This is a genomic window from Ralstonia sp. R-29, assembly GCF_049913345.1.
GTDB lineage: Bacteria > Pseudomonadota > Gammaproteobacteria > Burkholderiales > Burkholderiaceae > Ralstonia.
The window spans coordinates 2,553,457-2,575,799 of record NZ_CP184377.1 but is presented as its reverse complement, the minus strand read 5'-3'; the positions used below and the strand labels follow the sequence as shown (position 1 = coordinate 2,575,799).

25 protein-coding genes are annotated in these 22,343 nt (G+C 64.7%); 13 read left to right on the top strand and 12 right to left on the bottom strand.

What is annotated here, in order from left to right:
- Nucleotides 1-50 precede the first annotated feature (50 nt).
- Nucleotides 51-944, top strand: a complete 894-nt coding sequence (locus ACN9M1_RS12165) for a LysR substrate-binding domain-containing protein (protein ID WP_426394677.1) — start codon at nucleotides 51-53, stop codon at nucleotides 942-944.
- 20 nt (nucleotides 945-964) lie between these two features.
- On the opposite strand, the gene ACN9M1_RS12160 is transcribed toward ACN9M1_RS12165, so the two are convergent.
- The 7 genes from ACN9M1_RS12160 to ACN9M1_RS12130 form a co-directional block, all read right to left on the bottom strand.
- Nucleotides 965-1,723: a 3-hydroxyacyl-CoA dehydrogenase gene (locus tag ACN9M1_RS12160; protein ID WP_426394675.1), complete on the bottom strand. Its 759-nt coding sequence runs from the start codon at nucleotides 1,721-1,723 to the stop codon at nucleotides 965-967.
- A gap of 148 nt (nucleotides 1,724-1,871) precedes the next feature.
- Nucleotides 1,872-2,540 (bottom strand): adenylate kinase, encoded by a 669-nt coding sequence (gene adk / locus ACN9M1_RS12155; protein ID WP_027680670.1) that lies wholly within the window; start codon nucleotides 2,538-2,540, stop codon nucleotides 1,872-1,874.
- Between the two features lie 374 nt (nucleotides 2,541-2,914).
- Nucleotides 2,915-3,721, bottom strand: a complete 807-nt coding sequence (gene kdsB / locus ACN9M1_RS12150; RefSeq protein WP_426394673.1) for a 3-deoxy-manno-octulosonate cytidylyltransferase — start codon at nucleotides 3,719-3,721, stop codon at nucleotides 2,915-2,917.
- A 19-nt stretch (nucleotides 3,722-3,740) separates the two neighbouring features.
- The gene (locus tag ACN9M1_RS12145; RefSeq protein ID WP_004631803.1) at nucleotides 3,741-3,929 is read right to left on the bottom strand and encodes a Trm112 family protein; all 189 of its coding nucleotides are present in this window, start codon (nucleotides 3,927-3,929) and stop codon (nucleotides 3,741-3,743) included.
- Nucleotides 3,930-3,998: 69 nt separating this feature from the next.
- Entirely contained in the window at nucleotides 3,999-5,048 is a 1,050-nt protein-coding gene (gene lpxK, locus ACN9M1_RS12140) for a tetraacyldisaccharide 4'-kinase (protein WP_426394670.1), read from the bottom strand.
- A gap of 133 nt (nucleotides 5,049-5,181) precedes the next feature.
- Nucleotides 5,182-5,610, bottom strand: coding sequence for an ExbD/TolR family protein (locus ACN9M1_RS12135; protein WP_426394668.1), 429 nt, complete (start codon nucleotides 5,608-5,610; stop codon nucleotides 5,182-5,184).
- Nucleotides 5,611-5,637: 27 nt separating this feature from the next.
- On the bottom strand, nucleotides 5,638-6,258 hold the full coding sequence (locus ACN9M1_RS12130) for a MotA/TolQ/ExbB proton channel family protein (RefSeq protein ID WP_426394666.1): 621 nt from the start codon (nucleotides 6,256-6,258) through the stop codon (nucleotides 5,638-5,640).
- A gap of 1,098 nt (nucleotides 6,259-7,356) precedes the next feature.
- Between ACN9M1_RS12130 and xseA the strand changes: the two genes are divergently transcribed.
- On the top strand, nucleotides 7,357-8,757 hold the full coding sequence (gene xseA / locus ACN9M1_RS12125; protein WP_426398857.1) for an exodeoxyribonuclease VII large subunit: 1,401 nt from the start codon (nucleotides 7,357-7,359) through the stop codon (nucleotides 8,755-8,757).
- A gap of 159 nt (nucleotides 8,758-8,916) precedes the next feature.
- Entirely contained in the window at nucleotides 8,917-9,495 is a 579-nt protein-coding gene (sodB, locus tag ACN9M1_RS12120; RefSeq protein ID WP_021195830.1) for a superoxide dismutase [Fe], read from the top strand.
- Nucleotides 9,496-9,547: 52 nt separating this feature from the next.
- Here the strand turns inward: sodB and ACN9M1_RS12115 are convergent, their stop codons facing one another.
- The 3 genes from ACN9M1_RS12115 to ACN9M1_RS12105 form a co-directional block, all read right to left on the bottom strand.
- The gene (locus ACN9M1_RS12115; RefSeq protein WP_426394664.1) at nucleotides 9,548-10,267 is read right to left on the bottom strand and encodes a site-2 protease family protein; all 720 of its coding nucleotides are present in this window, start codon (nucleotides 10,265-10,267) and stop codon (nucleotides 9,548-9,550) included.
- 10 nt (nucleotides 10,268-10,277) lie between these two features.
- Nucleotides 10,278-11,189 (bottom strand): DUF2167 domain-containing protein, encoded by a 912-nt coding sequence (locus tag ACN9M1_RS12110; protein WP_426394662.1) that lies wholly within the window; start codon nucleotides 11,187-11,189, stop codon nucleotides 10,278-10,280.
- A gap of 144 nt (nucleotides 11,190-11,333) precedes the next feature.
- The gene (locus ACN9M1_RS12105; protein WP_426394661.1) at nucleotides 11,334-11,876 is read right to left on the bottom strand and encodes an ester cyclase; all 543 of its coding nucleotides are present in this window, start codon (nucleotides 11,874-11,876) and stop codon (nucleotides 11,334-11,336) included.
- A gap of 268 nt (nucleotides 11,877-12,144) precedes the next feature.
- Between ACN9M1_RS12105 and ACN9M1_RS12100 the strand changes: the two genes are divergently transcribed.
- From ACN9M1_RS12100 to ACN9M1_RS12070, 7 genes are all read left to right on the top strand, one after another.
- A complete protein-coding gene (locus tag ACN9M1_RS12100; RefSeq protein WP_426394660.1) occupies nucleotides 12,145-12,654 on the top strand; it encodes a hypothetical protein in 510 nt (169 codons plus the stop codon).
- A 118-nt stretch (nucleotides 12,655-12,772) separates the two neighbouring features.
- Complete coding sequence (locus ACN9M1_RS12095; RefSeq protein WP_426394658.1) at nucleotides 12,773-13,543, top strand: IclR family transcriptional regulator; 771 nt, start codon at nucleotides 12,773-12,775, stop codon at nucleotides 13,541-13,543.
- Between the two features lie 47 nt (nucleotides 13,544-13,590).
- Nucleotides 13,591-14,355 carry a glutamine ABC transporter substrate-binding protein gene (locus ACN9M1_RS12090; RefSeq protein WP_426394656.1) on the top strand — a complete coding sequence of 255 codons (765 nt, stop codon included), beginning with the start codon at nucleotides 13,591-13,593 and terminating at the stop codon, nucleotides 14,353-14,355.
- An 18-nt stretch (nucleotides 14,356-14,373) separates the two neighbouring features.
- Complete coding sequence (locus ACN9M1_RS12085; RefSeq protein ID WP_426394654.1) at nucleotides 14,374-15,042, top strand: amino acid ABC transporter permease; 669 nt, start codon at nucleotides 14,374-14,376, stop codon at nucleotides 15,040-15,042.
- On the top strand, nucleotides 15,039-15,830 hold the full coding sequence (locus tag ACN9M1_RS12080; protein ID WP_426394652.1) for an amino acid ABC transporter ATP-binding protein: 792 nt from the start codon (nucleotides 15,039-15,041) through the stop codon (nucleotides 15,828-15,830). The genes ACN9M1_RS12085 and ACN9M1_RS12080 overlap by 4 nt, the downstream gene beginning before the upstream one ends.
- Nucleotides 15,827-16,774: a formimidoylglutamase gene (gene hutG / locus ACN9M1_RS12075; protein WP_426394650.1), complete on the top strand. Its 948-nt coding sequence runs from the start codon at nucleotides 15,827-15,829 to the stop codon at nucleotides 16,772-16,774. The genes ACN9M1_RS12080 and hutG overlap by 4 nt, the downstream gene beginning before the upstream one ends.
- Nucleotides 16,771-17,349, top strand: coding sequence for a HutD/Ves family protein (locus tag ACN9M1_RS12070; RefSeq protein ID WP_426394648.1), 579 nt, complete (start codon nucleotides 16,771-16,773; stop codon nucleotides 17,347-17,349). Before hutG ends, ACN9M1_RS12070 begins: the two co-directional genes overlap by 4 nt.
- Before the next feature lie 97 nt (nucleotides 17,350-17,446).
- Here ACN9M1_RS12070 and ACN9M1_RS12065 read toward each other — a convergent pair whose 3' ends face one another.
- Nucleotides 17,447-17,731 (bottom strand): HU family DNA-binding protein, encoded by a 285-nt coding sequence (locus ACN9M1_RS12065; protein ID WP_426394646.1) that lies wholly within the window; start codon nucleotides 17,729-17,731, stop codon nucleotides 17,447-17,449.
- Between the two features lie 301 nt (nucleotides 17,732-18,032).
- On the opposite strand from ACN9M1_RS12065, the gene ACN9M1_RS12060 reads away from it, so the two are divergent.
- On the top strand, nucleotides 18,033-18,785 hold the full coding sequence (locus ACN9M1_RS12060) for an oxidoreductase (protein WP_426394644.1): 753 nt from the start codon (nucleotides 18,033-18,035) through the stop codon (nucleotides 18,783-18,785).
- A 36-nt stretch (nucleotides 18,786-18,821) separates the two neighbouring features.
- Here the strand turns inward: ACN9M1_RS12060 and ACN9M1_RS12055 are convergent, their stop codons facing one another.
- Nucleotides 18,822-20,162, bottom strand: coding sequence for an MFS transporter (locus ACN9M1_RS12055; protein WP_426394642.1), 1,341 nt, complete (start codon nucleotides 20,160-20,162; stop codon nucleotides 18,822-18,824).
- A 199-nt stretch (nucleotides 20,163-20,361) separates the two neighbouring features.
- Between ACN9M1_RS12055 and ACN9M1_RS12050 the strand changes: the two genes are divergently transcribed.
- Together ACN9M1_RS12050 and ACN9M1_RS12045 are read left to right on the top strand one after the other, a co-directional pair.
- The gene (locus ACN9M1_RS12050) at nucleotides 20,362-20,706 is read left to right on the top strand and encodes a hypothetical protein (RefSeq protein ID WP_426394641.1); all 345 of its coding nucleotides are present in this window, start codon (nucleotides 20,362-20,364) and stop codon (nucleotides 20,704-20,706) included.
- Between the two features lie 164 nt (nucleotides 20,707-20,870).
- Nucleotides 20,871-22,271, top strand: coding sequence for a GntP family permease (locus ACN9M1_RS12045; protein ID WP_426394640.1), 1,401 nt, complete (start codon nucleotides 20,871-20,873; stop codon nucleotides 22,269-22,271).
- The last annotated feature ends 72 nt before the right edge of the window (nucleotides 22,272-22,343 follow it).

Sequence of the window (22,343 nt, the reverse complement as noted above, 5' to 3'; positions counted from 1 at the left end):
GGCATCTAGAATACAAATGCATTGATCGAATCAATTCATACGGTGGTGGCATGAATGTGACGCTGCGGCAGTTGCGGGTGTTTCTGGCGGTAGCACGTGCGCACAGCTTCAGTCGTGCCGGCGACACGATCGGGCTGACGCAGCCCGCAGTGAGTCGGTCGATCTCGGAGCTGGAAGGCGAACTGGGTCTCAAGCTGCTCGACCGCACCACGCGCGAGGTCGTCCTGACGGAGGTCGGGCGCTCGCTGGCCACCGCGCTTGATCGCCTGATTGCCGATCTGGACGATACGCTGCATCAAGCGCGCCAGGTGGGGGAGCAACGACGGGGGCGGGTGGTGGTGGCATCAAGCCCGACCGTATCGACGCGCCTGATGCCCGTGTACGTGGCCGAGTGCGTGACGCGCTACCCGGACATCCGCATGATCGTGCGCGACTCGGTGCAGGTCGACACGCTGCAACTCATTCGTACCGGCGGGGCGGATTTTGGCGTGGTGGTGGAGCCGCTCGATACCGAGGGCCTATGGACGGAGCCCGTATTGACGGACCCGTTCTGCCTGGTCTGTCGCCGCGACCATCCGTTCGCCCAGCGCAGCAGCGTGCGCTGGAAAGACCTGCATCGCACCGCAGTCGTGCTGCTCGATCACGCTTCAGGCAGCCGACCGCTCATCGATCGCATCTTCCTGCGCCATGGCGTGCATCCTGATGTGGCGCAGGAGATGGGCCATAGCAGCGCCGTGTTCGGCATGGTGGAGGCTGGCATCGGCGCGGGTGTCGTGCCATCGCTGTCGTTGCCGCTGCCATCGTCGTCGCCCTTGGTGGCGGTGCCGCTCACGCCCAAGGAAACGCGCGCCATTGTGCTGGCGCGCCGGCAGGACCGATCGCTCTCGCCGGCGGCCGAGGCGGCGTGGCAGATGATTCGTCGGATGGCGTTGCCTACCACCTAATGGCCGCCTGATCGCGCCGCTTACTTCGGCTGCATGCGGATGGCGCCATCCAGGCGGATGGTTTCGCCATTGAGCATCGGGTTCTCGACGATCGCGCGCGCGAGTTGCGCATACTCCGCCGGCTTACCCAGGCGCGGCGGGAAGGGCACCATCTTGCCCAGCGCGTCCTGCACTTCCGGCGGCATGCCCAGCAGCATCGGCGTCTCGAAGATGCCCGGCGCAATCGTCATTACGCGGATGCCGTCACGCGACAGGTCACGCGCAATCGCCAGCGTCATGGCCACCACGCCGCCCTTGGACGCCGCATAGGCCGCTTGGCCGATCTGCCCGTCAAACGCTGCTACCGATGCCGTGTTGATGATCACGCCGCGCTCGCCACCGGCGTTGGGCGCGTTGCCGGCCATGGCCGTCGCGGCCAGACGGATCATGTTGAACGTGCCGATCAGGTTGATATTGATCACGCGTGCGAACTGGTCCAACGGATGCGGCCCCGTCTTGCCCACCGTGCGCGAGGCGGTGGCGATGCCTGCGCAGTTCACTAGCCCACGCAGCGTGCCCAGCGATGTAGCGGCCTCCACCACGGCTTGCCCGTCGGCCTCAGAGGTGACGTCACAGCGCACGAAGCGGCCGCCCAGTTCCTGCGCCAGCGCGGTGCCGGCGGCTTCGTTCAGATCGGCAATCACCACCTTGCCGCCGGCTTCCGCCAATGTGCGCGCGGTACCAGCCCCCAATCCCGACGCACCGCCGGTGATGATGAATACCTGGTCGCGAATCTCCATGCCGTGTCTCCTTGTGTGTGGTCTGCGAGTTACTTGACGTTTACGTCAACGTCATATGTTAGCGCGAAGCGGCCGGAGACCGGGCAAAAAAAATGGCGCCTCATAATCGAGGCGCCATTTTTCCTAGCGGGTCTGTTGCGGAGTTTGCTCAGTCCTGCAGGGCACCGAACACACGAGCAGTGATCTCGTCGACATTGCCCACGCCGCTGATCTTGCGGTACTTCGGCGGTGCTACCTTGGCGGCGCTATTGCCGTTGGCCGCCCACTGCGAGTAGTAGTCCACCAGCGGACGCGTCTGGTTTTCATACACGTCCAGGCGCTTGCGCACGGTTTCTTCCTTGTCGTCGTCGCGCTGGATCAGCGGTTCGCCGGTTTCGTCATCCACGCCTTCGGTCTTGGGCGGGTTGTACTTGACGTGGTAGGTGCGGCCCGAAGCCACATGCACGCGGCGGCCGCTCATGCGCTCGATAATGGCGTCGAACGGCACGTCGATTTCCAGCACATAGTCGATCGCCACGGCGGCATCCTTCATGGCTTCGGCTTGCGGGATGGTGCGCGGGAAACCATCGAACAGGTAGCCGTTCTTGCAGTCTGGCTGTTGCAGGCGGTCTTTCACCAGGCCGATGATGATGTCGTCCGACACTAGGCCGCCGGCGTCCATGACCTTTTTCGCTTCGATACCCAGCGGGGTGCCGGCCTTGACGGCTGCGCGCAGCATGTCGCCGGTGGAGATCTGCGGAATACCGAACTTCTCGCAGATGAATTTGGCTTGCGTACCTTTGCCGGCGCCGGGCGCGCCCAACAGAATCAACCGCATGGTGACGAGTTCCTCAAGTTTTCAATCTTGTCGCGCGATCAAGCAGCGTGAAGCGCGTTGGGAATCGGTCCGAGCGGGCGGATTCCCAATACGCCTGAATGCGCGCCTGAATGCAGGCTTCTGGCGACACAATCGACGCAAACAGGCAGCCTAGCGGGCGAAGTTGACGCCAGCCTTACCGGGACACTGAATGGAAGAGGCGCCCGCCGAACGGCAGCACCCCATGGCTCGATTTGTCTCCCTGCTGCCGCTGTCTCGCCTTGCGTGGGCGAAGGCATGCGACCTGTCGTTTGCACGATTACGTCTTCGCGATTATGCCACGGCGCTGGCGGGGTTTTAGCGCCGGGGCGGCAAAGTTCAGAGAAATCGCGGGCTCAGGGGCCGTCCTGGGCGAGCAATTCGGCCCAGGCGGCGCGCACGCGGGCGAGGTCTTCGGGCGTGTCGACACCGGCGGCGGGGGCGTCATCGGTGGTCAGCACGGCGATGCGCTCACCGTGCCACATCGCGCGCAACTGCTCGAGCTGCTCGGTCTGTTCGATCGGTGCGGCGGCCAGTTGCGGGAAGCGGCGCAGGAAACCGGCGCGATACGCGTAGATGCCGATATGGCGCAGCATGGGCATGGCCGGCAGCGGGCGTTCCACCACGGAACGCGCCATCACGGCAGGCGTCCAGGTGTCGCGGGCCCAGGGCAACGGCGCGCGGGAGAACAGCAAGGCGCGGTCTGCCGCATCGAGCACGACCTTGACGACGTTCGGGTTGAACACGTCAGCGGGGTCGTGGATGGGGTGGGCCGCAGTGGCAATAGCGCAGTCCGGGTGGTCGCGCAGGTGGGCGGCCACGTTGTCGATCAGCGTCGGGGCGATCAGCGGTTCATCGCCTTGCACGTTGACGACGATGGCGTCGTCGGGCAGCCCGAGCACGGTGGCGACTTCGGCCAGGCGGTCGGTGCCGGAGGCGTGGTCGGCGCGCGTGAGCACGGCTTCGACGTGGTGCTGCATACAGGCGTCGGCAACCGACGCGGCATCGGTGGCGACCACCACGCGCGCGGCAGACGACTGGTGCGCGCGTTCAGCCACGCGCACCACCATCGGCTTGCCGTCGATGTCGGCCAGCGGTTTGTTGGGCAGCCGCGTGGACGCCAGCCGCGCGGGAATGACAGCGATGAACGGCGCGTGCGACATGGTGATCAACCTTGATGCATCAGGCCGGATCGACCGGCGTACCTTCCACGGTCTGGCGGGCTTCATCGGCCAGCATGACGGGGATGCCGTCGCGGATCGGATAGGCCAGCTTGTCGACGTGGCAGATCAGTTCGTTGTTGGCGCGGTCGTGTTGCAGCGTGCCCTTGCACAGCGGGCAGACGAGGATTTCGAGCAGGCGATTGTCCATGGCGGTAGAGGCTCCGTGGCGGCTGCTCAGAGGGCAGGGCAGCGCGCCGGTACAGCGGATGGGGTGGCGTTATTGTGCGCCGGCTTTGGCGGTGGCGCGATCGGCCAGGGCGCGTACGCGCTGGCAGACCTGTTCGACCAGTGCCGGGTCGACCACCGGTGTGGTCGGCACCACCCAGATGCGCGGGTCGTCGAGATGGCCGCATTTTACGGCATCCTTTTCGGTGATCAGGATCACCTCGGCGTGGCTGTCGGCGAACGGGTTGTCGGTGAAATCGTAGTGGTCAGGCAGCGGCAGGGTGCTCGGCTTGAGCCCGGCGGCGCGCAGCGAGGCGAAGAAGCGCTCGGGGTTGCCGATGCCGGCAGCAGCCAGCAATTGCTCGCCTTCCACGCGGGCGAATTGCGCGAGCGGGCGGCGCAACGCTGGGTCGGCCAGGTTGTACGCGTCCTGCAATTCGAGGTGCATGCCGAAGATGTTCGGGCGATCCGGCGTGGCGCGGTAGTGCGGGTCGTTGATGAGTGTGGCGTCGCGCTTGCGGGTCATCGGCTCGCGCAGGGGGCCGGCGGGCAGCAGGAAACCGTTGCCGCCCATGCGGGCGTCGAACACGATGATCTCGATGTCGCGGCGCAGGCGGTAGTGCTGCAGACCGTCGTCGCAGACGATCACGTTGCAGCCGGGATGCGAGGCCAGCAGCGTCTGCGCGCACAGCACGCGGTCGGGGAAGACCCACACGGGCAAGTCGGTGGCGCGGGCGATGAGCAGGGGTTCATCGCCAACGTCTTCTGCGCGGGAGTGCTCGCGCACGGGGCGCGGATGCTTCAGTTGCGCACCGTAGCCGCGCGAGACGATGCCCGGGCGCAGACCGGCTTCGGCCAGTGCGGACGCCAGCGCAATCACGGCGGGCGTCTTGCCGGCACCGCCGACGGTGACGTTGCCGATGACGACCACCGGCATCGGCAGCCGTACCGAGCGCAGCCAGCCCATACGAAACAGCAACCGGCGCAGCGCGCTCACGCCGCCAAACACCCACGACAGCGGCCACATCACCCATGCAAACCAGCCGCGTTGCTGCCATTGGCGGGTGACGAAGCTGGCGAGGCGATGCTGGGCGACGGGCATGCAGTGTGGGTAGTGAGTTAGAGACCGTTGCAAAATGAAGCGAAGCAGTTCTGACGGTTCAGTCCCGACGCAGACAGTACACAAGGTACGGCAAGGCGGGGCTGGGCCGTCAGAATCATTTTTCAGCGGTCTCTTAGCGGGCGTTACCGGTTTGTGTAGCAAAGGTCAGGTGCGACAGCCCGGCCACGCGCGCGGCTTCCATGACATTGACCACGGCCTGGTGCGCGGCTTGCGCATCGGCGTTGACGATGACGATGGGCTCGCGGCCACCGGCCTTGTCCGCCGCAGCGTGCAGGGCATCGGCGAGGCTGGTCACGTCACGGGTGTCGAGCACCTGCTTGTCGACCGAGTAGACGCCGTTGGCGGTGATGGACACGACGATCTGGCCCGGGCGCTCGGTGGCTTTCTCGGCCTCGGCGGTGGGCAGGTTGACCTTCAGTTCGGTGTAACGGGAATACGTGGTCGTGATCATCAGGAAGATGAGGATCACGAGCAGCACGTCGATCAGCGGGATCAGGTTGATCTCCGGCTCTTCGCGGGCACGGCGCGGGCGGAAGCGCATGGCGGTTTTCTGTCAGCGTTGCCCGGATCAGCCGCGCCGCGGCGGCAGGATCGCGTCGAGGTACGTGGTGGACAGATGCTCCAGCTCGACCACGTAGTTATCGACCACGCCACGGAAGTAGCGCCAGAAGATCAGCGTCGGGATGGCCACAACCAGGCCCAGCGCGGTGTTGTACAGCGCGACGGAGATCCCGTGCGCAAGCGCCTGCGGGTTCGTGCCGGCGGCGGTCTGGCTGCCGAAAATCTCGATCATGCCGACCACGGTGCCGAACAGGCCCATCAGCGGCGCCACCGAGGCAATCGTGCCGAGCGCGTTCAGATAGCGCTCCAGGCGGTGGGCAACGTTCTGGCCGGCTTCTTCCACGACTTCCTTAGCGGCGTCGCGCGTGGTGTTGGGATGCAGCACCACGTGGCGCAGCGCGGCGGCCAGCAGGCGGCCCAGCGGCGAGCCCTGCTCCAGCGTGTTCACCACTTCCGGCGTGGCTTTGCGCTGGTGCGCGACGGCCAGCGCCTCGTCATACACCTTGGGCGGAATGATCTTGTTGCGTTGCAGGGCGACGAAGCGTTCGATGATGAGCGCGAGCGCGAGCACCGAGGCAATCAACAGCGGCCAGATCGGCCAGCCGGCGGCTTGAATGATGGAAAACACTGGACAACCCGTTTTGTCGTTGTGGAAGAAGTGCGGTGGTGGGCGTAATGCTAGCCCGGCCGCTGTTCGTGCCGATCGCGTCCCCGAACGCGGTCCGTTGCGGCAAAAACAGGCAGCACTCTAGCGCGTCGGGTCAGCCTCGGCAACACGATGGCGTACCGGGGCAACGTATGGGGCAACGTGTGGAACGATCGTCAAGGCGTTGTCACGAGCAATGTCGGCCCCACAATCCACAGCCGGGCGGGACAGTCTTGTGGACGGGTTGTGGACATTGCCCGGACAAGCACGCTAAGTCATTGATAGCAAAGGGACTTGCCGGTCTCGCCTAAAAAATGGGCACGCCACCTGAATAGGGGTGATTCGGTGAAAAACGCCGCCGGGCCACGGTTTGCGACCGAGTAATCCACACGCAAGGCGGACAGTCTTGTGGATCGATTGTGGACAGAGTCCGAACAAGCTAGCTAAGTCTTTGATTTTTAAGGTCTCTATCGGGGCTGCTTAAAAAGCGGGCAATGGGCCTTTCCGGCACCGACTTTGCGGAAAAACGCGGTGTAGTGCGGTTTGCAGCCCCATAATCCACATCCGGCCGGGACAGTCTTGTGGACGGGCTGTGGACATTGCCCGGACAAGCACATTAAGTGGTTGATTCAAAAGGATGTTTGATGTGCTGCTTAAATAATGAGCAGAACGGTTTTCCGCGGATAACCGATGTGCGAGGCTGTTGACGCCCGCGTGGGTGGGCGGCGATTTATCCACCGCGCCGACGTCACTTTGCGGTTTTCCAGCATGGCTGTGGATAACTTTGTGAACATCCTTGGGGCGCATGCGCTAAATGCTTGACGCACAACGAAATTACTTACGCTGCTGAAATTTTGACAAAGGCGGTTTCTTCAACAGAATCAAAGGGTTGCATGAAAATGCCGAGAGCGCGTCACGCGGGCGCTGTCAAGCTTGACAAGGGCGTTATGCTGTGGACAGGTCGCCGGCCCGTCGCTAACCGTCTCCCTCATTCAAGGTAGAAGTTGCCTCGGGGCCCCTTTGCTTGCGCCGCTTTCATCACCTATGACCACGCCGCCATCTTCCCGCCGTCCGTTCTGGATGGACGCTCCCGCTCCAACGCCCGCGCCATCGGCCAGCCCGGCGCCGACCCCATCTGCACCGAGCCGGGGCGGGCAGGATGTGTTGACCGTCACCGAGGTCAACCGACGCATTGCCGGGCTGCTCGAGCGCAACTTTCCGCTGGGCTGGGTGCGCGGAGAAATTTCCAACTTCACGCGGGCGGCCAGCGGCCATTGGTATTTCTCGCTCAAGGATGCGGGCGCGCAGATCCGCTGCGTGATGTTCAAGGGCCGCAACCAGTACGCCGATTTCACCCCGCGCGAAGGCGAAGCGGTGGAGGTGCGGGCCTTGGTCACGATGTACGAGGCGCGCGGCGAGTTGCAACTGAGCGTGGAAGGCATTCGCCGTGCCGGCCTGGGCAACCTGTATGAGGCCTTCCTGCGGCTGAAGGCCGCGCTCGAGGCCCAGGGGTTATTCGACGCCGACCGCAAGCGGCCCCTGCCGCGCCATCCGCGTGCGATTGGCGTGGTGACATCGTTGCAGGCTGCGGCCTTGCGCGATGTGCTGACCACGCTGCGCCGGCGTGCGCCGCATGTGCCGGTGGTGGTCTATCCCGTGCCGGTGCAGGGTGTTGGCGCGTCCGAGCGCATCGCGGCGATGCTGGAACGGGTCAATGCCCGGGCAGAGGTCGACGTCGTTATCCTGTGCAGGGGCGGTGGGAGCATTGAAGACCTGTGGGCGTTCAACGAAGAGCCGGTCGCCAGGGCCGTGGCAGCTTCCCAGATTCCCATCGTGGCGGGCGTTGGACATGAAACGGACGTCACCATCGTCGATTTTGTGGCCGACGTGCGGGCGCCCACGCCAACCGGTGCTGCGGAACTCGTCAGCCCCGACCGCGCCCGCATGCTGCGCGATGTGGGGCGCGACTGGGATGCGCTCTCCGCGCAGTTCCGCCGCCAGCTGGATCGCCGCGCCCAGACTGTCGATTGGCTCGCACGCCGTCTGCGCAGCCCGCAGGCGCAGATGCGCGAACGCCGCACACAGCTGTCGCATCTGGAAGGGCGCCTGCGCTTTGCTCTGACGGGGCGCGTGCAGCGCGCCGAGCATGTGCAGCGGCTGCTGAGCATGCGCCTGAGTGCAGCCCGCCCCGACATTACGCAGGAACGCGTTGACCTGGAACGCACCGAGGCCGCGCTGGCACGCGCCATGCGTGACACCTTGGCTCGCGCGCACGATCGCCTGGCACGCCAGCACACCGGCCTGGAGCTGCTGGCACCGCAACGCACCCTGGAGCGCGGCTATGCGGTTCTACTCGATGCCCGCGGCCACGCGATCCGCGATCCGAACGCACTGCACGCGCGTGCGCGTATCGAGGCCCGGCTGGCGCAAGGCACGGTCGACATCGAAATCGCCCAGGCGCAGCCCAAGCTCGATATGTGACCAGCGCATGACCATGGTACGAATCGGATCGATTCCGCACCTGTTTCACGGGTATTCCGACTATTTGGCGTGCGGTTTGCGCCGGTTTTGCAACTCTCCTACAATCGTCGCTCCCGAGTCACGCAACCCCATACACAACCCACAGAAGGGAAAATCCACATGGCCCACACGCTCCCCCCGCTGCCGTACGCACTCGACGCCCTGGCGCCGACCATCTCCAAGGAAACGCTGGAGTTCCACTACGGCAAGCACCACCAGACCTACGTCACGAACCTGAACAACCTGATCCCGGGTACCGAGTTCGAAAACCTGAGCCTGGAAGACATCGTCAAGAAGTCCTCAGGCGGCATCTTCAACAACGCCGCACAGGTGTGGAACCACACGTTCTACTGGAACGGCCTGAAGCCGAACGGCGGCGGTGCTCCGACCGGCGCGCTGGCTGACGCCATCAACGCCAAGTGGGGCAGCTTCGACAAGTTCAAGGAAGAGTTCACCAAGACGGCCGTTGGCACCTTCGGTTCGGGCTGGGCCTGGCTGGTGAAGAAGGCCGACGGCTCGCTGGACCTGGTGTCCACCTCGAACGCCGCCACGCCGCTGACCACCGACGCCAAGCCGCTGCTGACCTGCGACGTGTGGGAACACGCTTACTACATCGACTACCGCAACGCGCGTCCGAAGTACGTCGAGGCGTTCTGGACGCTGGTGAACTGGGACTTCGTTGCAGCAAACTTCGCCTAAAGCGAATCGCTCCGGCGACCCAAGAAAAAACCTCCGCACTGCGGAGGTTTTTTTATGCGCGCACGCTGCCCAACATGTCGTGCAACTCGTGACTCATCATCGCCAGAAAGACCACCAAGCCGATGTAGTACACCGTGTAGGTCAGGCGCGACTCGTTGGAGATGCTGTAGTAGGCACGGTTTTCCGGGGCATGCGGGTCGTAGTGCCAGGCCTTTATCAACTGCGGCACGGCCAGCACCGCAATCAGGATCAAGATCGGGCTCGGCCGCCAAATGAACAAAGCGACCAGCACCGGCACGCCCAGAAACCAGATCCGCGGCGACAGCACCGCCGTGATGCGCCCGCCATCAAACGGCGAGAGCGGGATCAGGTTGAACAGGTTCAGGAAGCAGCCGGCGTAGGCCAGGGCGAGGAGCAACTGGCTGTCGGTGTAGCGTGCGAGGCCGTAGCAGAGCATGGCGCCCACCGTACCGGCCACCGGCCCGGCGAGCCCGATGTGGGCTTCGGTCTCGACATCCATCGGCTGCTCTTTCAGGTCGATCCACGCCCCGACGAATGGGATGAAGGTGGGTGCACCCACCGCCAGCCCGCGTTGGCGCGCGGCCATGAAGTGCCCCATCTCGTGGATGAACAGCAGCACCACGAAGCCCACCGCATAGCGCCAGCCGAACACAAAGGCATACGCCGCCACCGACAGCAGCATCGTGCCGCCGGTGGTCAGCAGTTTGCCGAATTTCAGCCCCGAGAACAGCAGGATCAGCAGTTTGGCCATGATGTTCGCGTCAGGCGCTCGGCTTGCGCTTGAAGAACTTGGCGATGGCCGCACCAAAACCCGCCACCGCCAGGATTGCTATCTTGGCGAACTTGGCCAAGAACGCGGCAATCACGGCAAACAGGCCCAGCTTCTTGACGGCAATACCACCCACCAGCGCGGCCAGACCGTACTCCGCGATCTTGTCAGTCTTCGAGTTGAAATCTGCATAGCGTTTGCCGTCCTTGAAGTCGAGATCGGCCAGCAGCTTTTGGACGGCGGGCTTGTCAGCGTTGACGTGGTCGCCGGCGGTGATCAGGTTCAGGCTGATGTAGCCGTCGCGGCCCAGCGCGTAGGTGTTGTAGTTGACCGAGCCCGGATCGTTGGCGGGCTGCCCCTGCGAGCGCGCCGCCATCGACCAGATCAGGCGGTGCGTAGCGGCATCGTAGTGCGGGCGCTCGACCCAGCCCTGGATCTCCAGCGCGGGGATGCCACGCTTGGCGCGCTCTTCGTTGGCGGCGGCGGTGCCTTCCTTGAGCGACTTGAACAGATCGTCGACGTTCCAGTCCTTGGCATCGTCATCCTTGATGTAGCCGGAGGCTTCGTACTTGGCAACGACCATCCATTCCTCGTCGTCGCTGGTGGGCATGACGAGGCCGAGCATGTCGGGGTTGTTGCTGTTGCCCATGGCGTGCATGAGCTGGCCGGCAGCCGGCTGCGGAATGAAGACCTCGTCCTTGCCGATCTTGAGCGTGGCTTGGTCGCGCAGCTCGATCGACGTCGGGCCGACCTTCGAGGCCGCCTTGGCGGCCGCCCAGGCCTGCTTCATTTCCTGTTCCGGATTGCTGGCCTGTTGCGCGTACGCGGCCGAGACACCCATGAACGACACGCAAGCAAGCGCGCCTGCGCAGGCACGCAGTGCGCCCTGAAACCCCATTCCCATGTGCTTCTCCTGAAGACTTTTTGTGTGTTGATTGGCTCGATGCTTCTACTGTTTTGGCAGTCGCTAAGCGGTCTGCAAGCTGGGCCGAAGCATAGCGGGCGCAGGGGCCTGGGCTGTTAATGGGCGTTAATGAAGTTGTGTGGATTACGGTTGAAGACCCATCTGCCGCAGCAGCGTCTGGTTGTCTTCCAGGTGCCAGTTTTCGGCGATCTTGCCGTCGGCAATGCGGTACAGATCGAAGGCCTGGAAGTCGATCGGCTGGTTCTGGCCATGGGTGCGGCCGAACTCACCCGTGAAGTGTCCGCGGAAGCGCAGGTGTACCGTCACGCGGTCTGCGGCGACGACCATGTCTTCAATCTCCACGCGCATGTCGGGCACGGCCGCGCGGAAGGCCTTGGACGCATCCAGCGGCCCCTGCGCACCCTGCACACGCCCAGCCGGCAGCGTGCGATCGGCAAAGTTGGGCGACAGCGCGGCGGTGGCGTAGCGCGCATCGCCCGTGTGCCAGAAGGTGGCGTAGCGACGTGCGGCCAGCACGGCGGCGGCGGCTTGCGGCGTGTCGGGCGCGGCCAGGTGGTCGGGGTGAATGAGGTCTGCGTCGTCGTCGGCGGCCCATGTCGGGAGTGAGATCAGCGCAGACACCAGCGCCAAGGCGGCAGCAGTCAACGGGGCGGGGCGAGCAAACATGGTGGATTCCGGTGAGTTGTGATGCGCAGCACTGTAGATAGCTTCCAGGGCACGATAAACGGCCTTTGCGTCGATCCGGTTTCAATTGCGGTTTGATGATCCCGGTTTGACGGTGGGTGGGCATGCCCGACGCTCACGCAAACGCAATGCCGCGCACGTGATACCCGATATGCCGTATTCGGCGGCGGTCAGATGACCCGCGCCACGCCGGCTTTTTCTAGACTGCCGCATCACCACATCCACAGTCAGGAAAACGGGAGGGGAGACGATGGACCTGAGCCATATCCTGTCGCGCACCGAGCGCGGCGTGCAGGAGCTGCAGACACGCAGCGGGCAACTGACGCATCGGCAGCGCGCCATGCTGCTGCTGGTCAACGGCGCGCGGCCTGCGGCGGAGATCCTCGCGCAGTTGCGCAGCGCCGGCCCCGATGAAGACGACCTGCGCCATCTGCTGACCGAGGGCTACGTGGTGGCACGGGCCCCGGCGATTGCGGCGCCGCCCAAGCCAAAGCCCGTCCCGCCAGCGCCGGTGGTGGCGCGCCATACCCGGCAGGCGTCGATTGCCGATTGGCGCTTGAGCCAGGCGGGCGCGTTCTCCGCGCTGCAGCGCTATCTCGCCGAAGGGCCAGAGGCGCCGGCCGATTTTCTCAACGGCCTCGCGGCACCCTTGTACGCCGCGCTGGCGACCTGCCGCAGCGAGGCTTCGGCGCACGCCGTGGTTGCATTCCTTGAGGCGCGCCTCGATGCAGAAGGCAACAATGTGATCGAATCGTCCTAAGTGTAAATACTGAATTTCGACGTTTTTCTCATAACTTGGGAATGATGCGTTGATGTAGTGAGAAAACCGTCGCATCCTCCGTCGCACTTGCTGATTCCACGCCACGGAGTGTTTTGCGATGACCGCGTCCGGTTCCGCCCCGCTTGCAGCCCAGCCCGCCGCCGCGACCAGCGGTTCGGACCGCGTGCTGATGGTGCTGGCCACCATCGCGCGCCACGGGCGTCCGGTGGCGGCGCGTGAGCTGGTCGAACTGACCGGTTTGCCGCAGAGCACGCTGTACCGCCAGGTGGCGATGCTCAAGCGCTGGGGCTTCGTGCTCGAAGCCGCCGGCACCTATGCGCCGGGGCCGATCAGCCTGCAACTCGCGCTGGGTTTCGATCATGCCTCGCACCTGGTGCAGGAGGCGCGCATCGGCATGGCCAAGCTGGTCGCCGAGTCGGGCGAATCGGTCGGGCTGGTGGTGGCCGTCAAGGACCAGGCCGTGTGCCTGGAGATGGTCGAAAGCCAGCAATCGCTGCGGTGCTCGTTCGAGAAGGGGCGCGGCGTACCGCTGCTGGCCGGCGCCTCGGCCAAATCGTTGCTCGCATTCATGCCGCCCACGGCCGCGCGCGCCATCCTCGCTGACTTGCTGGCCGTCGATCCGGACCACCAAGCGCAACTGCAATCTGAACTCGCTGAGATCCGCGCTGCGGGCTACGCGCTGTCCGAAGGGGAAGTCGACCCGGGCGTGTGGGGCGTGAGCGCGCCGGTGTTCCGCATGCCCGGCCATGCGCTTGGCTCCATTACGTTGATGGCGCCGGCCACGCGCGTGCGCGGCAAGGAGCAGCGCCTGATCGACATGACTCTCGCTGCGGCCAGGTCCATTTCCGCACGGCTACAGGACATCTGAGGCTTCGTCTTTTTTTCTCACCCCACAGGCATACAAGGAGACCACTCATGGGGAATCGCCGTCGTTTCATGCATTCGATGCTGGCTGGTGCCGTGGCGCTGTCTGCTGCGGCGTCTTTCGGGCCAGTTGCTCACGCTGCGGGGGAGCCGCTGCGTGTGGCCACCGATGCCACCTTCGCGCCGATGGAGTTTGTCGAAAACGGCAAGCACACCGGCTTTGATATCGACCTGATCGAAGCGCTCGCGCGCACCATGGGCCGCCCGGTCGAATGGACCGACATCGACTTCAAGGGGCTCGTGCCGGGTTTGATCTCGCGCCGCTTCGACGTGGCCATCTCGGGCATCTACATCACGCCCGAGCGCAAGAAGGTGGTGGACTTTACCGAGCCGTATTACCACGGCGGCCTGGTGGCGATGGTCAAGCAGGGCAACACCGCCATCAAGACGCCTGCGGACCTTGCCGGCAAGAAGGTGAGCGTGCAGGTGGGCACCAAGTCGGTCAACTACCTGAAGGAAAACTACCCGCAGGTCGAGCGCGTGGAAGTCGAGAAGAACGAGCAGATGTTCAACCTCGTCGAGATCGGCCGCGCTGATGCGGCGGTCACAGGGCGCCCCGCTGCTGCGTACTACGTGAAGATGCGCCCCGGCCTGCGTCTGGTCGAACCCGCGCTGACGACCGAGGAATACGGTATCGCCGTGCGCCGTGACCAGCCCGAACTGACCAAGGCGCTGAACGCCGCACTCGCCAAGATCAAGGCCGACGGCACGTACGACCAGATCCTCAAGAAGTGGTTTGGCGCTGCCGCCAAGTAACGACGACCGGACACACTGATGGAATTGGATTTTTCTCCTGTCTGGGCGGGATGGGCCGACATCCCCCACGGGGCGCTTGTCACCGTGGAGGTGACGGCCGCCGCGCTGGTGCTGGGCTGCGTGCTCGGCTTGCTGGTCGGCATTGGCCGGCTGAACCCGCGCCGGCGCTTCATCTACGGCATCTGCACGGTGTATGTGACGTTCATCCGTGGCACGCCGCTGCTGGTGCAGCTCTTCCTGCTGTTCTTCGGGCTGCCGCAGTTCGACATCCTGTTGCCGGCTTTCGTATGCGGCGTGCTGGGGCTGGGCGTGTATTCGGGCGCCTATGTGTCGGAGATCGTGCGCGGTGCGATCCAATCGGTCGATCGCGGGCAGATGGAAGCGGCGCGCTCGATCGGCATGTCGTCGGCGCAGGCGATGCGCGCGATCATCCTGCCGCAGGCCGTGGTGCGGATGATCCCGCCGTTGGGCAACGAGTTCATCGCGCTGATCAAGAACTCCGCGCTGGTGTCGCTGCTCACGATCCACGACCTGATGCATGAGGGGCAGAAGATCATCAGCGTGTCGTATCGCTCGCTGGAGGTGTATCTGGCGATTGCGCTGGTGTATCTGGTGCTCACGAGCGCCGCGAGCTATCTGCTGCATCGCCTTGAACGCAACATCCGTGCGGGAGGCATGGTGCAATGAACGTGAACCCGCAAACACTCAAATCCGCACTGGATGTTCCCACGATCCAGATCCGCGGGCTGACCAAATCGTACGGCGATCACACTGTGCTCAAGGGCATCGACTTTGAAGTCGACGCCTCGCAGGTGGTGGTGGTGATCGGCCCCAGCGGCTCGGGCAAGAGCACGTTCCTGCGCTGCTGCAACGGGTTGGAAGTGCCCGAGGGCGGCACCATCGACATCTGCGGCAAGCGGCTGATCGACAACGGCACGATGCTGCCCGAGAGCGACCTGAACCACCTGCGTCAGCAGGTCGGCATGGTGTTCCAGTCGTTCAACCTGTTTCCGCATCTTTCGGTGCTGCACAACGTCACCATCGGCCCGCGCATGCTGCGCGGCAAGTCGAAGCACGAAGCCGAAACCGAAGCGCGTGAGCTGCTGCAGAAGGTGGGATTGGCACACAAGGCTGATGCGATGCCCGCGAGCCTCTCCGGCGGCCAGAAGCAGCGTGTGGCGATTGCCCGCGCGCTGGCGATGCAGCCGAAGGTGATGCTGTTCGACGAGCCCACGTCCGCGCTCGACCCCGAACTCGTCGGCGAGGTGTTGCAGGTGATGAAGCTGCTCGCCAAGGAAGGCATGACGATGCTGGTCGTCACGCACGAGATGGGCTTTGCGCGCGAAGTGGCCGACGTGGTGGTGGTGATGGACGGCGGCGGCATCGTCGAGGCCGGTCCACCGTCGGTCATCTTCGGTGAGCCCAAGGAAGCGCGTACGCGTTCGTTTCTGCAAGCCGTGCTCACGCGCTCATGACGACGATGTTCGATGCTTCCATCTGGCAAGGCCGTAACGACACGGGCGAGCGCGGCGACGTCACGCGCCTGTTCCAGATCGTGCAGCCGGCCGGTGCGATGAACCTGTCGGGCGCGCCCGCCGTGCTCGGCTTTGCCTGCGATGCGGGCGTGGTGCGCAACCACGGCCGCGCCGGTGCCGCGCAAGGCCCGCGAGAGATTCGCCGTGCGCTGGCCAACGTGCCTGCGCACGGCCTCACGCAACTGGCCGACGCTGGCGACGTAACGTGCGATGACGGCGACCTAGAACGCGCGCAGACCGCACTCGGCAAAGCGGTCTTCCGCCTGCTCGATGCCGGTGCGCGACCGGTCGTGCTCGGCGGTGGTCACGAAGTGGCGTTCGGCACCTATCAGGGGCTGCGCCAGCACTGGCAGAAGCAGGGCTGGCGAGGGCGCCTGGCCGTCGTCAATTTCGACGCGCATTTCGACCTGCGTACGAGCCGTCCCGGCAACTCCGGCACGCCGTTCGACCAGATCGCTGAAGACTGCGCCGCGCACGGCATCGACCTGACGTATTGCTGCCTGGGCGTGAGCCGCCTGTCCAACACGCCCGCACTGTTCGACCGGGCCGACGCACTGCACGCGCATTACGTGGAAGACACCCACGTGCATGAGCGCCACCTCGATGCACGCATGGCGGATTTGACCACTTGGCTGGCCGATGTGGAGCACGTCTATCTGACCATCGACATGGATGTGCTCGCGGCGGCCGTGGCGCCCGGCGTGTCCGCGCCCGCTGCCTACGGCATCACGCTGCCCGTGCTCGAAACGCTGGTGCAGCACGTGTGCGCCACGGGCAAGGTGCGCGTGACGGACATCGCAGAAACTAACCCCGCATACGACCAGGACCGCCGCACCGTACGTGTGGCGGCACGCTTGGCCTATCACTTGTTGCGACGCGCATGAAGCTGATTCCTGCTAGCGCTATGCGCCGCATGCCGTGGAAGAACGGCGGCGGCGTCACCACCGAAATCGCCATCGCCCCCGCAGGCGCCACGCTCGACAACTTCGACTGGCGCATCAGCACCGCGCAGGTGGAGGCTGCCGGGCCGTTCTCGCGCTTTGCCGGCATCGACCGCTCGCTGGCGGTGATCGCAGGCGGGCGGCTGACGATGCATCGCGCCGATGCCGATGCTTTAACGCTCGCTCCCGGCGAGGCACCCGCGCGCTTCCCTGGTGAAGCGGAAGTCCACGCGACGCTCGATGCGCCGTTGTCGGATTTCAATGTGATGACGCGGCGCGACACGTGGTCGCATCACAGCGAGGCGATTGCACTGGCGGCCGGCGAGCGACGCGCGTTGCCGTGCGCGCATCCGGGCATGCAGTGGCTGGTGTATTGCGTGCAGGGCCTGCTGTCGATCGGCGCCAACGACGTGGTGCAGGGTGCCGCCGGCTGGCTCGATGCACCCGATGATTCCGATACGCTAGTCGCGCGAGTCGGCTCCGTCGGTTACCTCGTCGGTTTGTGGCCAGTGGCCTGACCTGCGCCAGATCAAGCACACCAAAAGAAAAGGGACCCCGTAGGGTCCCTTGCAAGTCTCCCGGCTCCGCACGTATGCGGGGCGCGGCAGAAGACTCTTACTTCTTCTTGTTCACGGCGTCCTTGAAGCCCTTGCCAGCCGTGAACTTCACGGTCTTGGTTGCCGGGATCTTGATGGCTTCGCCGGTGCGCGGGTTGCGGCCGGTGCGTGCTGCACGCTTGCCCGACGAGAACGAACCGAAGCCAACCAGCGTGATGGTGCCGCCCTTGGCGACGGTCTTCTTGATGTTGTCCAGCGCGGAGTTCAGCGCGCGCTCTGCGGCGGCGTTGCTCAGTTCAGCGTCTTTCGCAATGGCGGCTACGAGTTCGGATTTGGTCGTCATGTCAGTTCCCCACTTCAGGTTTGTTGGACAGCGTTGTACTGCGACCCGTTTTATATCACCGTTGCAGAAGGTTGCACATCCCCTACCTGCAAGGGTTTGCGGGCCGTTGCTCGCAACCGACACTTGTCCTGCCTAGGTTTGCGGGCGGCTATCCGGGAAAAACCTGATACCGACAGGGTTTGTTTGCATTTCAGTCAGTCTTTCACGCACCGAAAACGCGCAGACGGCGCCCCCAAGAACACGCGCGCCAGCCGCCGTACACTGTCCTTTTCCGATCCGCGCCAACCTCACGGAGACCATCATGTCGAGTTCGCAAGCGCCTGTCGCACAAGGCTCGGAGGTGCAGGACGATGCCGCGGAGCCGCCGGGCGGGCCCGCTGTGCTGGTGGCGGGAGCCAATGGATTGGTGGGGCGTGCGGTCGTGCGCCGCCTGGTGGCGCAGACTTGGGCGAGCTGCGTGACGGCACTGGTCAGGCGGCCGGGGGCTTTGGCATCGGGGCAGGCGATGCCGGGTCGGTTGCGTGAGTGCGTAGTCGATTTCGAGCGGCTGGACGCGCCTGAAGCGCAGGGTGCGCTGGCGGCTGACATCGTGATCTGCGCGTTGGGCACGACCATCCGGCAGGCGGGTTCGCAGGCGGCGTTCCGGCGCGTGGACGTGGACTATCCGGCGGAACTGGCGCGTCGTGCGTTTGCGGCAGGCGCCCATCATTTCCTGCTGGTGACGGCGCTCGGGGCGGACACGCATTCGAGCGTGTTCTACAACCGCTGCAAGGGGGAAGCAGAGGCCGCGATCCTGTCGGTCGGCTTTCCGTCCGTCACGATCGTGCGGCCCTCGTTGATGCTGGGCCCGCGTGCGGAGCGCCGCCCCGCAGAACGTGTTGCACAAAATCTATCGAAGATACTCGGCTGGATGGTGCCGGCCACCTGGCGGCCCGTGTCTGCGGAGTCGGTGGCGGCGGCGCTAGTCAACGCGGCCCGCGTGGATGCGCCGGGTGTGCGCGTACTGGAGAACGCAGCGTTGCTGGCCTCCAAAGACGAACGGCCGGTGGGTTGAGCCACCGGCCGTGATCACCGCATCGGGTTCAATTGATTACTTCTCGATCGGCTTGCCTGTGCGATCGTGCATCAGCGACAGCGCAAACACGCTGATGACGGCCGCCACCATCACGTAGTACGACGGCGCCAGCTTGCTGCCCGTGCTGGCAATCAGCCACGTCACGATCAGCGGCGCAAAGCCGCCGAAGATCGTCACCGCCAGGTTGTACGAAATCGACAGGCCGGTGGAGCGCACGGCAGTCGGGAACTGCTCGGCCAGCACGGCCGGTGCGGGCCCCGTGAATGCCGCCAGCAGCACGCCCAGGATCACCTGCACCTGCAGCAGCGTCTGCACGCTCGGGCTGACGTTCAACCAGTGGAAGAGCGGGTACGCCACGGCGGCAATCACCAGCGCCACCGTGCCGAGCATGCGCTTGCGGCCAACGCGGTCCGACAGCGTGCCCATGAGCGGGCACAACACCAGGATGATCGCGCCGCACAGCGCGGTGGACTGGAACGTTGCGCCCAGCGGCAAGCCGAGCTGCTGCTTGGCGTACGTCGGCATGTAGAACACCAGCGTGTACGTGCAGACCGTCCACAGGATGGTCACGCCCAAGCCGCCAAGCACCTCGCGCGGATGATCGCGAAACACCTGCGACAGCGGCGCCAGGCGCGATTCTTTTGCTGCCTTTGCCTTCTGCGCTTCAAACGCGGGCGGCTCGTGCAGGTGCGAGCGGATGTACATACCCACCGGGCCGATCAGCAGGCCGAACAGGAACGGAATGCGCCAGCCCCAGGCGTCGATCTGCTCGGGCGTGAAGCTGTTGGTGACGATCGCGCCCATGGCCGCGCCGAGCATGAACGAAATGCCCTGGCTGGCCTGCTGCCAGCTAGCGAAGTAGCCGCGCTTTTCATCCGGCGCGTATTCGATGAGGAACGCCGTGGCGCCGCCCACTTCACCGCCGGCCGAGAAGCCCTGGATCAGCCGCGCGATCACGATCAGGATGGGTGCGCCGATACCGATCTGCGCATACGTGGGGGCGAGCCCGATGATGGCCGTGCCCAGCGCCATCAGCAGGATGGTGAGCGTGAGCGCCGCCTTGCGGCCCACGCGATCGGCATAGACGCCGAGCACCACCGCGCCGACCGGTCGCATGAAGAACCCCACGCCAAACGTGGCGACCGTCAGCATGAACGAGGTGAAATCATTGCCAGTGGGGAAGAACAGCTTGGCGATGATGACGGCAAAGAAGCTGTAGACCGTAAAGTCGAACCATTCGAGGCCGTTGCCGATGGTGGCGGCGATGATGGCCTTGCGTCGGGTGGCGGCAGAGATGGCCGGTGCCGGTGCACGATTGCCCTGGGCGGGCGCCGTCGTGGCTTCGGTGGCTTGCATGGATGTGTCCTCCAGTGTGTGTGTGTGTGTGGGCATCGCCAGCCGCGTTCTCTCTCCCCCGCGCGACAGGCGAAGCGGCCATGGTAAGTGATCCGGCAATGATTCACAGCGCACCGGTATACGAAGTCCTTGGAATTGAACACCTCCAACATGGTCGAACGCATATCCGACTATCCATATGCATTCAACGGAGCACATCATGAACCCGACACCGCAACCGGCGCGCCGTTCAGCGGCAACCTTCGCGCCCGCTCTGGCCCTCTGCGCGGCGACGTTGCTGGCCGGCTGCGTGGTCGCGCCTTACTACGACGCCTATGGCAATCCGATCGCACCTGCGGCGGTGGCACCCGTGGCCGCGTATCCGGTCTACCCGGCCTATCCCTACGATCCGTATGCCTACTACGGTCCGGCCGTGTATCCGGCGCCGGTGTACGGCAGCGTGTGGATTGGTGGGGGCGGGTGCTGGGGCTGTCACCGCGGTTGGGGCGGGCGGGGATGGAGTGGCCGAGGTTGGGGACACGGTGGCTGGGGGCACCATCACTGAACGCGCGCCACTCATCGCCAACGTGACGCAAAGGCCCGCCGGGCGCGGTTGAAACGCCAATTCCGCCGTCAGTTCAATACGCGTGATTGCGTAACGGAATCTGCTGCATCGCGACATACAATCCCTCGCTCATAAAACCAAAACAATGTGCGAGGAGATTGTCGATGTCCGTCATCGTCGTGCTGGCCGCGCTGGCATTCCTGATGTTTGCCGCGTATCGCGGTTACAGCGTCATCCTGTTTGCACCGCTGGCTGCCCTGGGCGCGGTGCTCCTGACCGATCCATCTGCCGTGGCGCCGGTCTTTGCCGGCATCTTCATGGAGAAGATGGTCGGCTTCGTCAAACTGTATTTCCCGGTGTTCCTGCTCGGTGCCGTGTTCGGCAAGGTGATCGAGCTGTCGGGGTTCTCGCGCTCGATCGTGGCGTCGGTCATCCGTGTGGTGGGGGCCAAGCGCGCGATGCTGTCCATCGTGCTGGTGTGCGCGTTGCTCACTTACGGTGGCGTGTCGCTGTTCGTGGTGGTGTTTGCGGTGTACCCGTTTGCGGCGGAGATGTTCCGTCAGGGCAACATCCCCAAGCGCCTGATTCCGGGCACGATTGCGCTGGGTGCATTCTCGTTCACGATGGATTCGCTGCCCGGTACGCCGCAGATCCAGAACATCATCCCGACCACGTTCTTCCACACCACGTCGTGGGCTGCGCCCTGGCTGGGCACGATCGGCGCGCTGTTCATCATCGTGGTGGGCATGTCGTATCTGGAGTGGCGCCGCCGCGTGGCCGCACGCAATGGCCACGGTTACGACCACGGCCTGACCAAGCTCGTCAACGAACCTGAAACCGCCGAGGGCGGCAAGCTCGCGCACCCGCTCGTCGCGCTGCTGCCGCTCGTGCTGGTGGGGGTGATGAACCTGCTGTTCACGCGCTGGATCCCGACGTGGTACGGCAAGGTCGTCACCGTCGCGCTGCCGGGTCTGCCCAAGCCGCTGACGGTGGAAGCCGACAAGATGACGGCGATCTGGGCCGTGGAAGCGGCACTCCTGATCGGCATCATCGTAGTGATTGTGTTTGGCTTCCGTGCGGTGAAGGATCGCTTTGCTGAGGGCAGCAAGTCGGCCGTGGCCGGTGCATTGCTGGCGGCCATGAATACCGCGTCGGAATACGGCTTCGGCGGCGTCATCGCTGCGCTGCCGGGCTTCCTGGTGCTGGCTGGAGGCTTGCGTGCGATTCCGAATCCGCTCGTCAATGAAGCGGTGACGGTCAGCACGCTCGCGGGCATCACCGGCTCCGCGTCGGGCGGCATGAGCATTGCGCTCGCGGCGATGGCCGATCAGTTTGTGCAAGCCGCGCAGGCCACGGGCATTCCGATGGAAGTGCTGCACCGCGTGGCGTCGATGGCGTCGGGCGGCATGGATACGCTGCCGCACAACGGCGCCGTCATCACGCTGCTGGCGGTGACGGGCCTGACGCACCGCGAGGCGTATCGCGACGTGTTCTGCGTCACCATCATCAAGACGCTGGCAGTGTTCTTTGTGATTGCCGTGTTCTACGCGACCGGCATCGTGTGATACCACCGTTGCTGCAACAAAAAAGCCACCGAACTTCGGTGGCTTTTTTACTGGTGCGCAGCGTAATTGGTC

Bases quoted from the DNA above. Each gene is read 5' to 3' on its own strand.
- ACN9M1_RS12165 (WP_426394677.1), top strand. From the start codon at position 51: ATGAATGTGACGCTGCGGCAGTTGCGGGTGTTTCTGGCGGTAGCACGT.
- ACN9M1_RS12160 (WP_426394675.1), bottom strand. From the start codon at position 1,723: ATGGAGATTCGCGACCAGGTATTCATCATCACCGGCGGTGCGTCGGGA.
- adk (WP_027680670.1), bottom strand. From the start codon at position 2,540: ATGCGGTTGATTCTGTTGGGCGCGCCCGGCGCCGGCAAAGGTACGCAA.
- kdsB (WP_426394673.1), bottom strand. From the start codon at position 3,721: ATGTCGCACGCGCCGTTCATCGCTGTCATTCCCGCGCGGCTGGCGTCC.
- ACN9M1_RS12145 (WP_004631803.1), bottom strand. From the start codon at position 3,929: ATGGACAATCGCCTGCTCGAAATCCTCGTCTGCCCGCTGTGCAAGGGC.
- lpxK (WP_426394670.1), bottom strand. From the start codon at position 5,048: ATGCCCGTCGCCCAGCATCGCCTCGCCAGCTTCGTCACCCGCCAATGG.
- ACN9M1_RS12135 (WP_426394668.1), bottom strand. From the start codon at position 5,610: ATGCGCTTCCGCCCGCGCCGTGCCCGCGAAGAGCCGGAGATCAACCTG.
- xseA (WP_426398857.1), top strand. From the start codon at position 7,357: ATGGACGCTCCCGCTCCAACGCCCGCGCCATCGGCCAGCCCGGCGCCG.
- sodB (WP_021195830.1), top strand. From the start codon at position 8,917: ATGGCCCACACGCTCCCCCCGCTGCCGTACGCACTCGACGCCCTGGCG.
- ACN9M1_RS12115 (WP_426394664.1), bottom strand. From the start codon at position 10,267: ATGGCCAAACTGCTGATCCTGCTGTTCTCGGGGCTGAAATTCGGCAAA.
- ACN9M1_RS12110 (WP_426394662.1), bottom strand. From the start codon at position 11,189: ATGGGAATGGGGTTTCAGGGCGCACTGCGTGCCTGCGCAGGCGCGCTT.
- ACN9M1_RS12105 (WP_426394661.1), bottom strand. From the start codon at position 11,876: ATGTTTGCTCGCCCCGCCCCGTTGACTGCTGCCGCCTTGGCGCTGGTG.
- ACN9M1_RS12100 (WP_426394660.1), top strand. From the start codon at position 12,145: ATGGACCTGAGCCATATCCTGTCGCGCACCGAGCGCGGCGTGCAGGAG.
- ACN9M1_RS12095 (WP_426394658.1), top strand. From the start codon at position 12,773: ATGACCGCGTCCGGTTCCGCCCCGCTTGCAGCCCAGCCCGCCGCCGCG.
- ACN9M1_RS12090 (WP_426394656.1), top strand. From the start codon at position 13,591: ATGGGGAATCGCCGTCGTTTCATGCATTCGATGCTGGCTGGTGCCGTG.
- ACN9M1_RS12085 (WP_426394654.1), top strand. From the start codon at position 14,374: ATGGAATTGGATTTTTCTCCTGTCTGGGCGGGATGGGCCGACATCCCC.
- ACN9M1_RS12080 (WP_426394652.1), top strand. From the start codon at position 15,039: ATGAACGTGAACCCGCAAACACTCAAATCCGCACTGGATGTTCCCACG.
- hutG (WP_426394650.1), top strand. From the start codon at position 15,827: ATGACGACGATGTTCGATGCTTCCATCTGGCAAGGCCGTAACGACACG.
- ACN9M1_RS12070 (WP_426394648.1), top strand. From the start codon at position 16,771: ATGAAGCTGATTCCTGCTAGCGCTATGCGCCGCATGCCGTGGAAGAAC.
- ACN9M1_RS12065 (WP_426394646.1), bottom strand. From the start codon at position 17,731: ATGACGACCAAATCCGAACTCGTAGCCGCCATTGCGAAAGACGCTGAA.
- ACN9M1_RS12060 (WP_426394644.1), top strand. From the start codon at position 18,033: ATGTCGAGTTCGCAAGCGCCTGTCGCACAAGGCTCGGAGGTGCAGGAC.
- ACN9M1_RS12055 (WP_426394642.1), bottom strand. From the start codon at position 20,162: ATGCAAGCCACCGAAGCCACGACGGCGCCCGCCCAGGGCAATCGTGCA.
- ACN9M1_RS12050 (WP_426394641.1), top strand. From the start codon at position 20,362: ATGAACCCGACACCGCAACCGGCGCGCCGTTCAGCGGCAACCTTCGCG.
- ACN9M1_RS12045 (WP_426394640.1), top strand. From the start codon at position 20,871: ATGTCCGTCATCGTCGTGCTGGCCGCGCTGGCATTCCTGATGTTTGCC.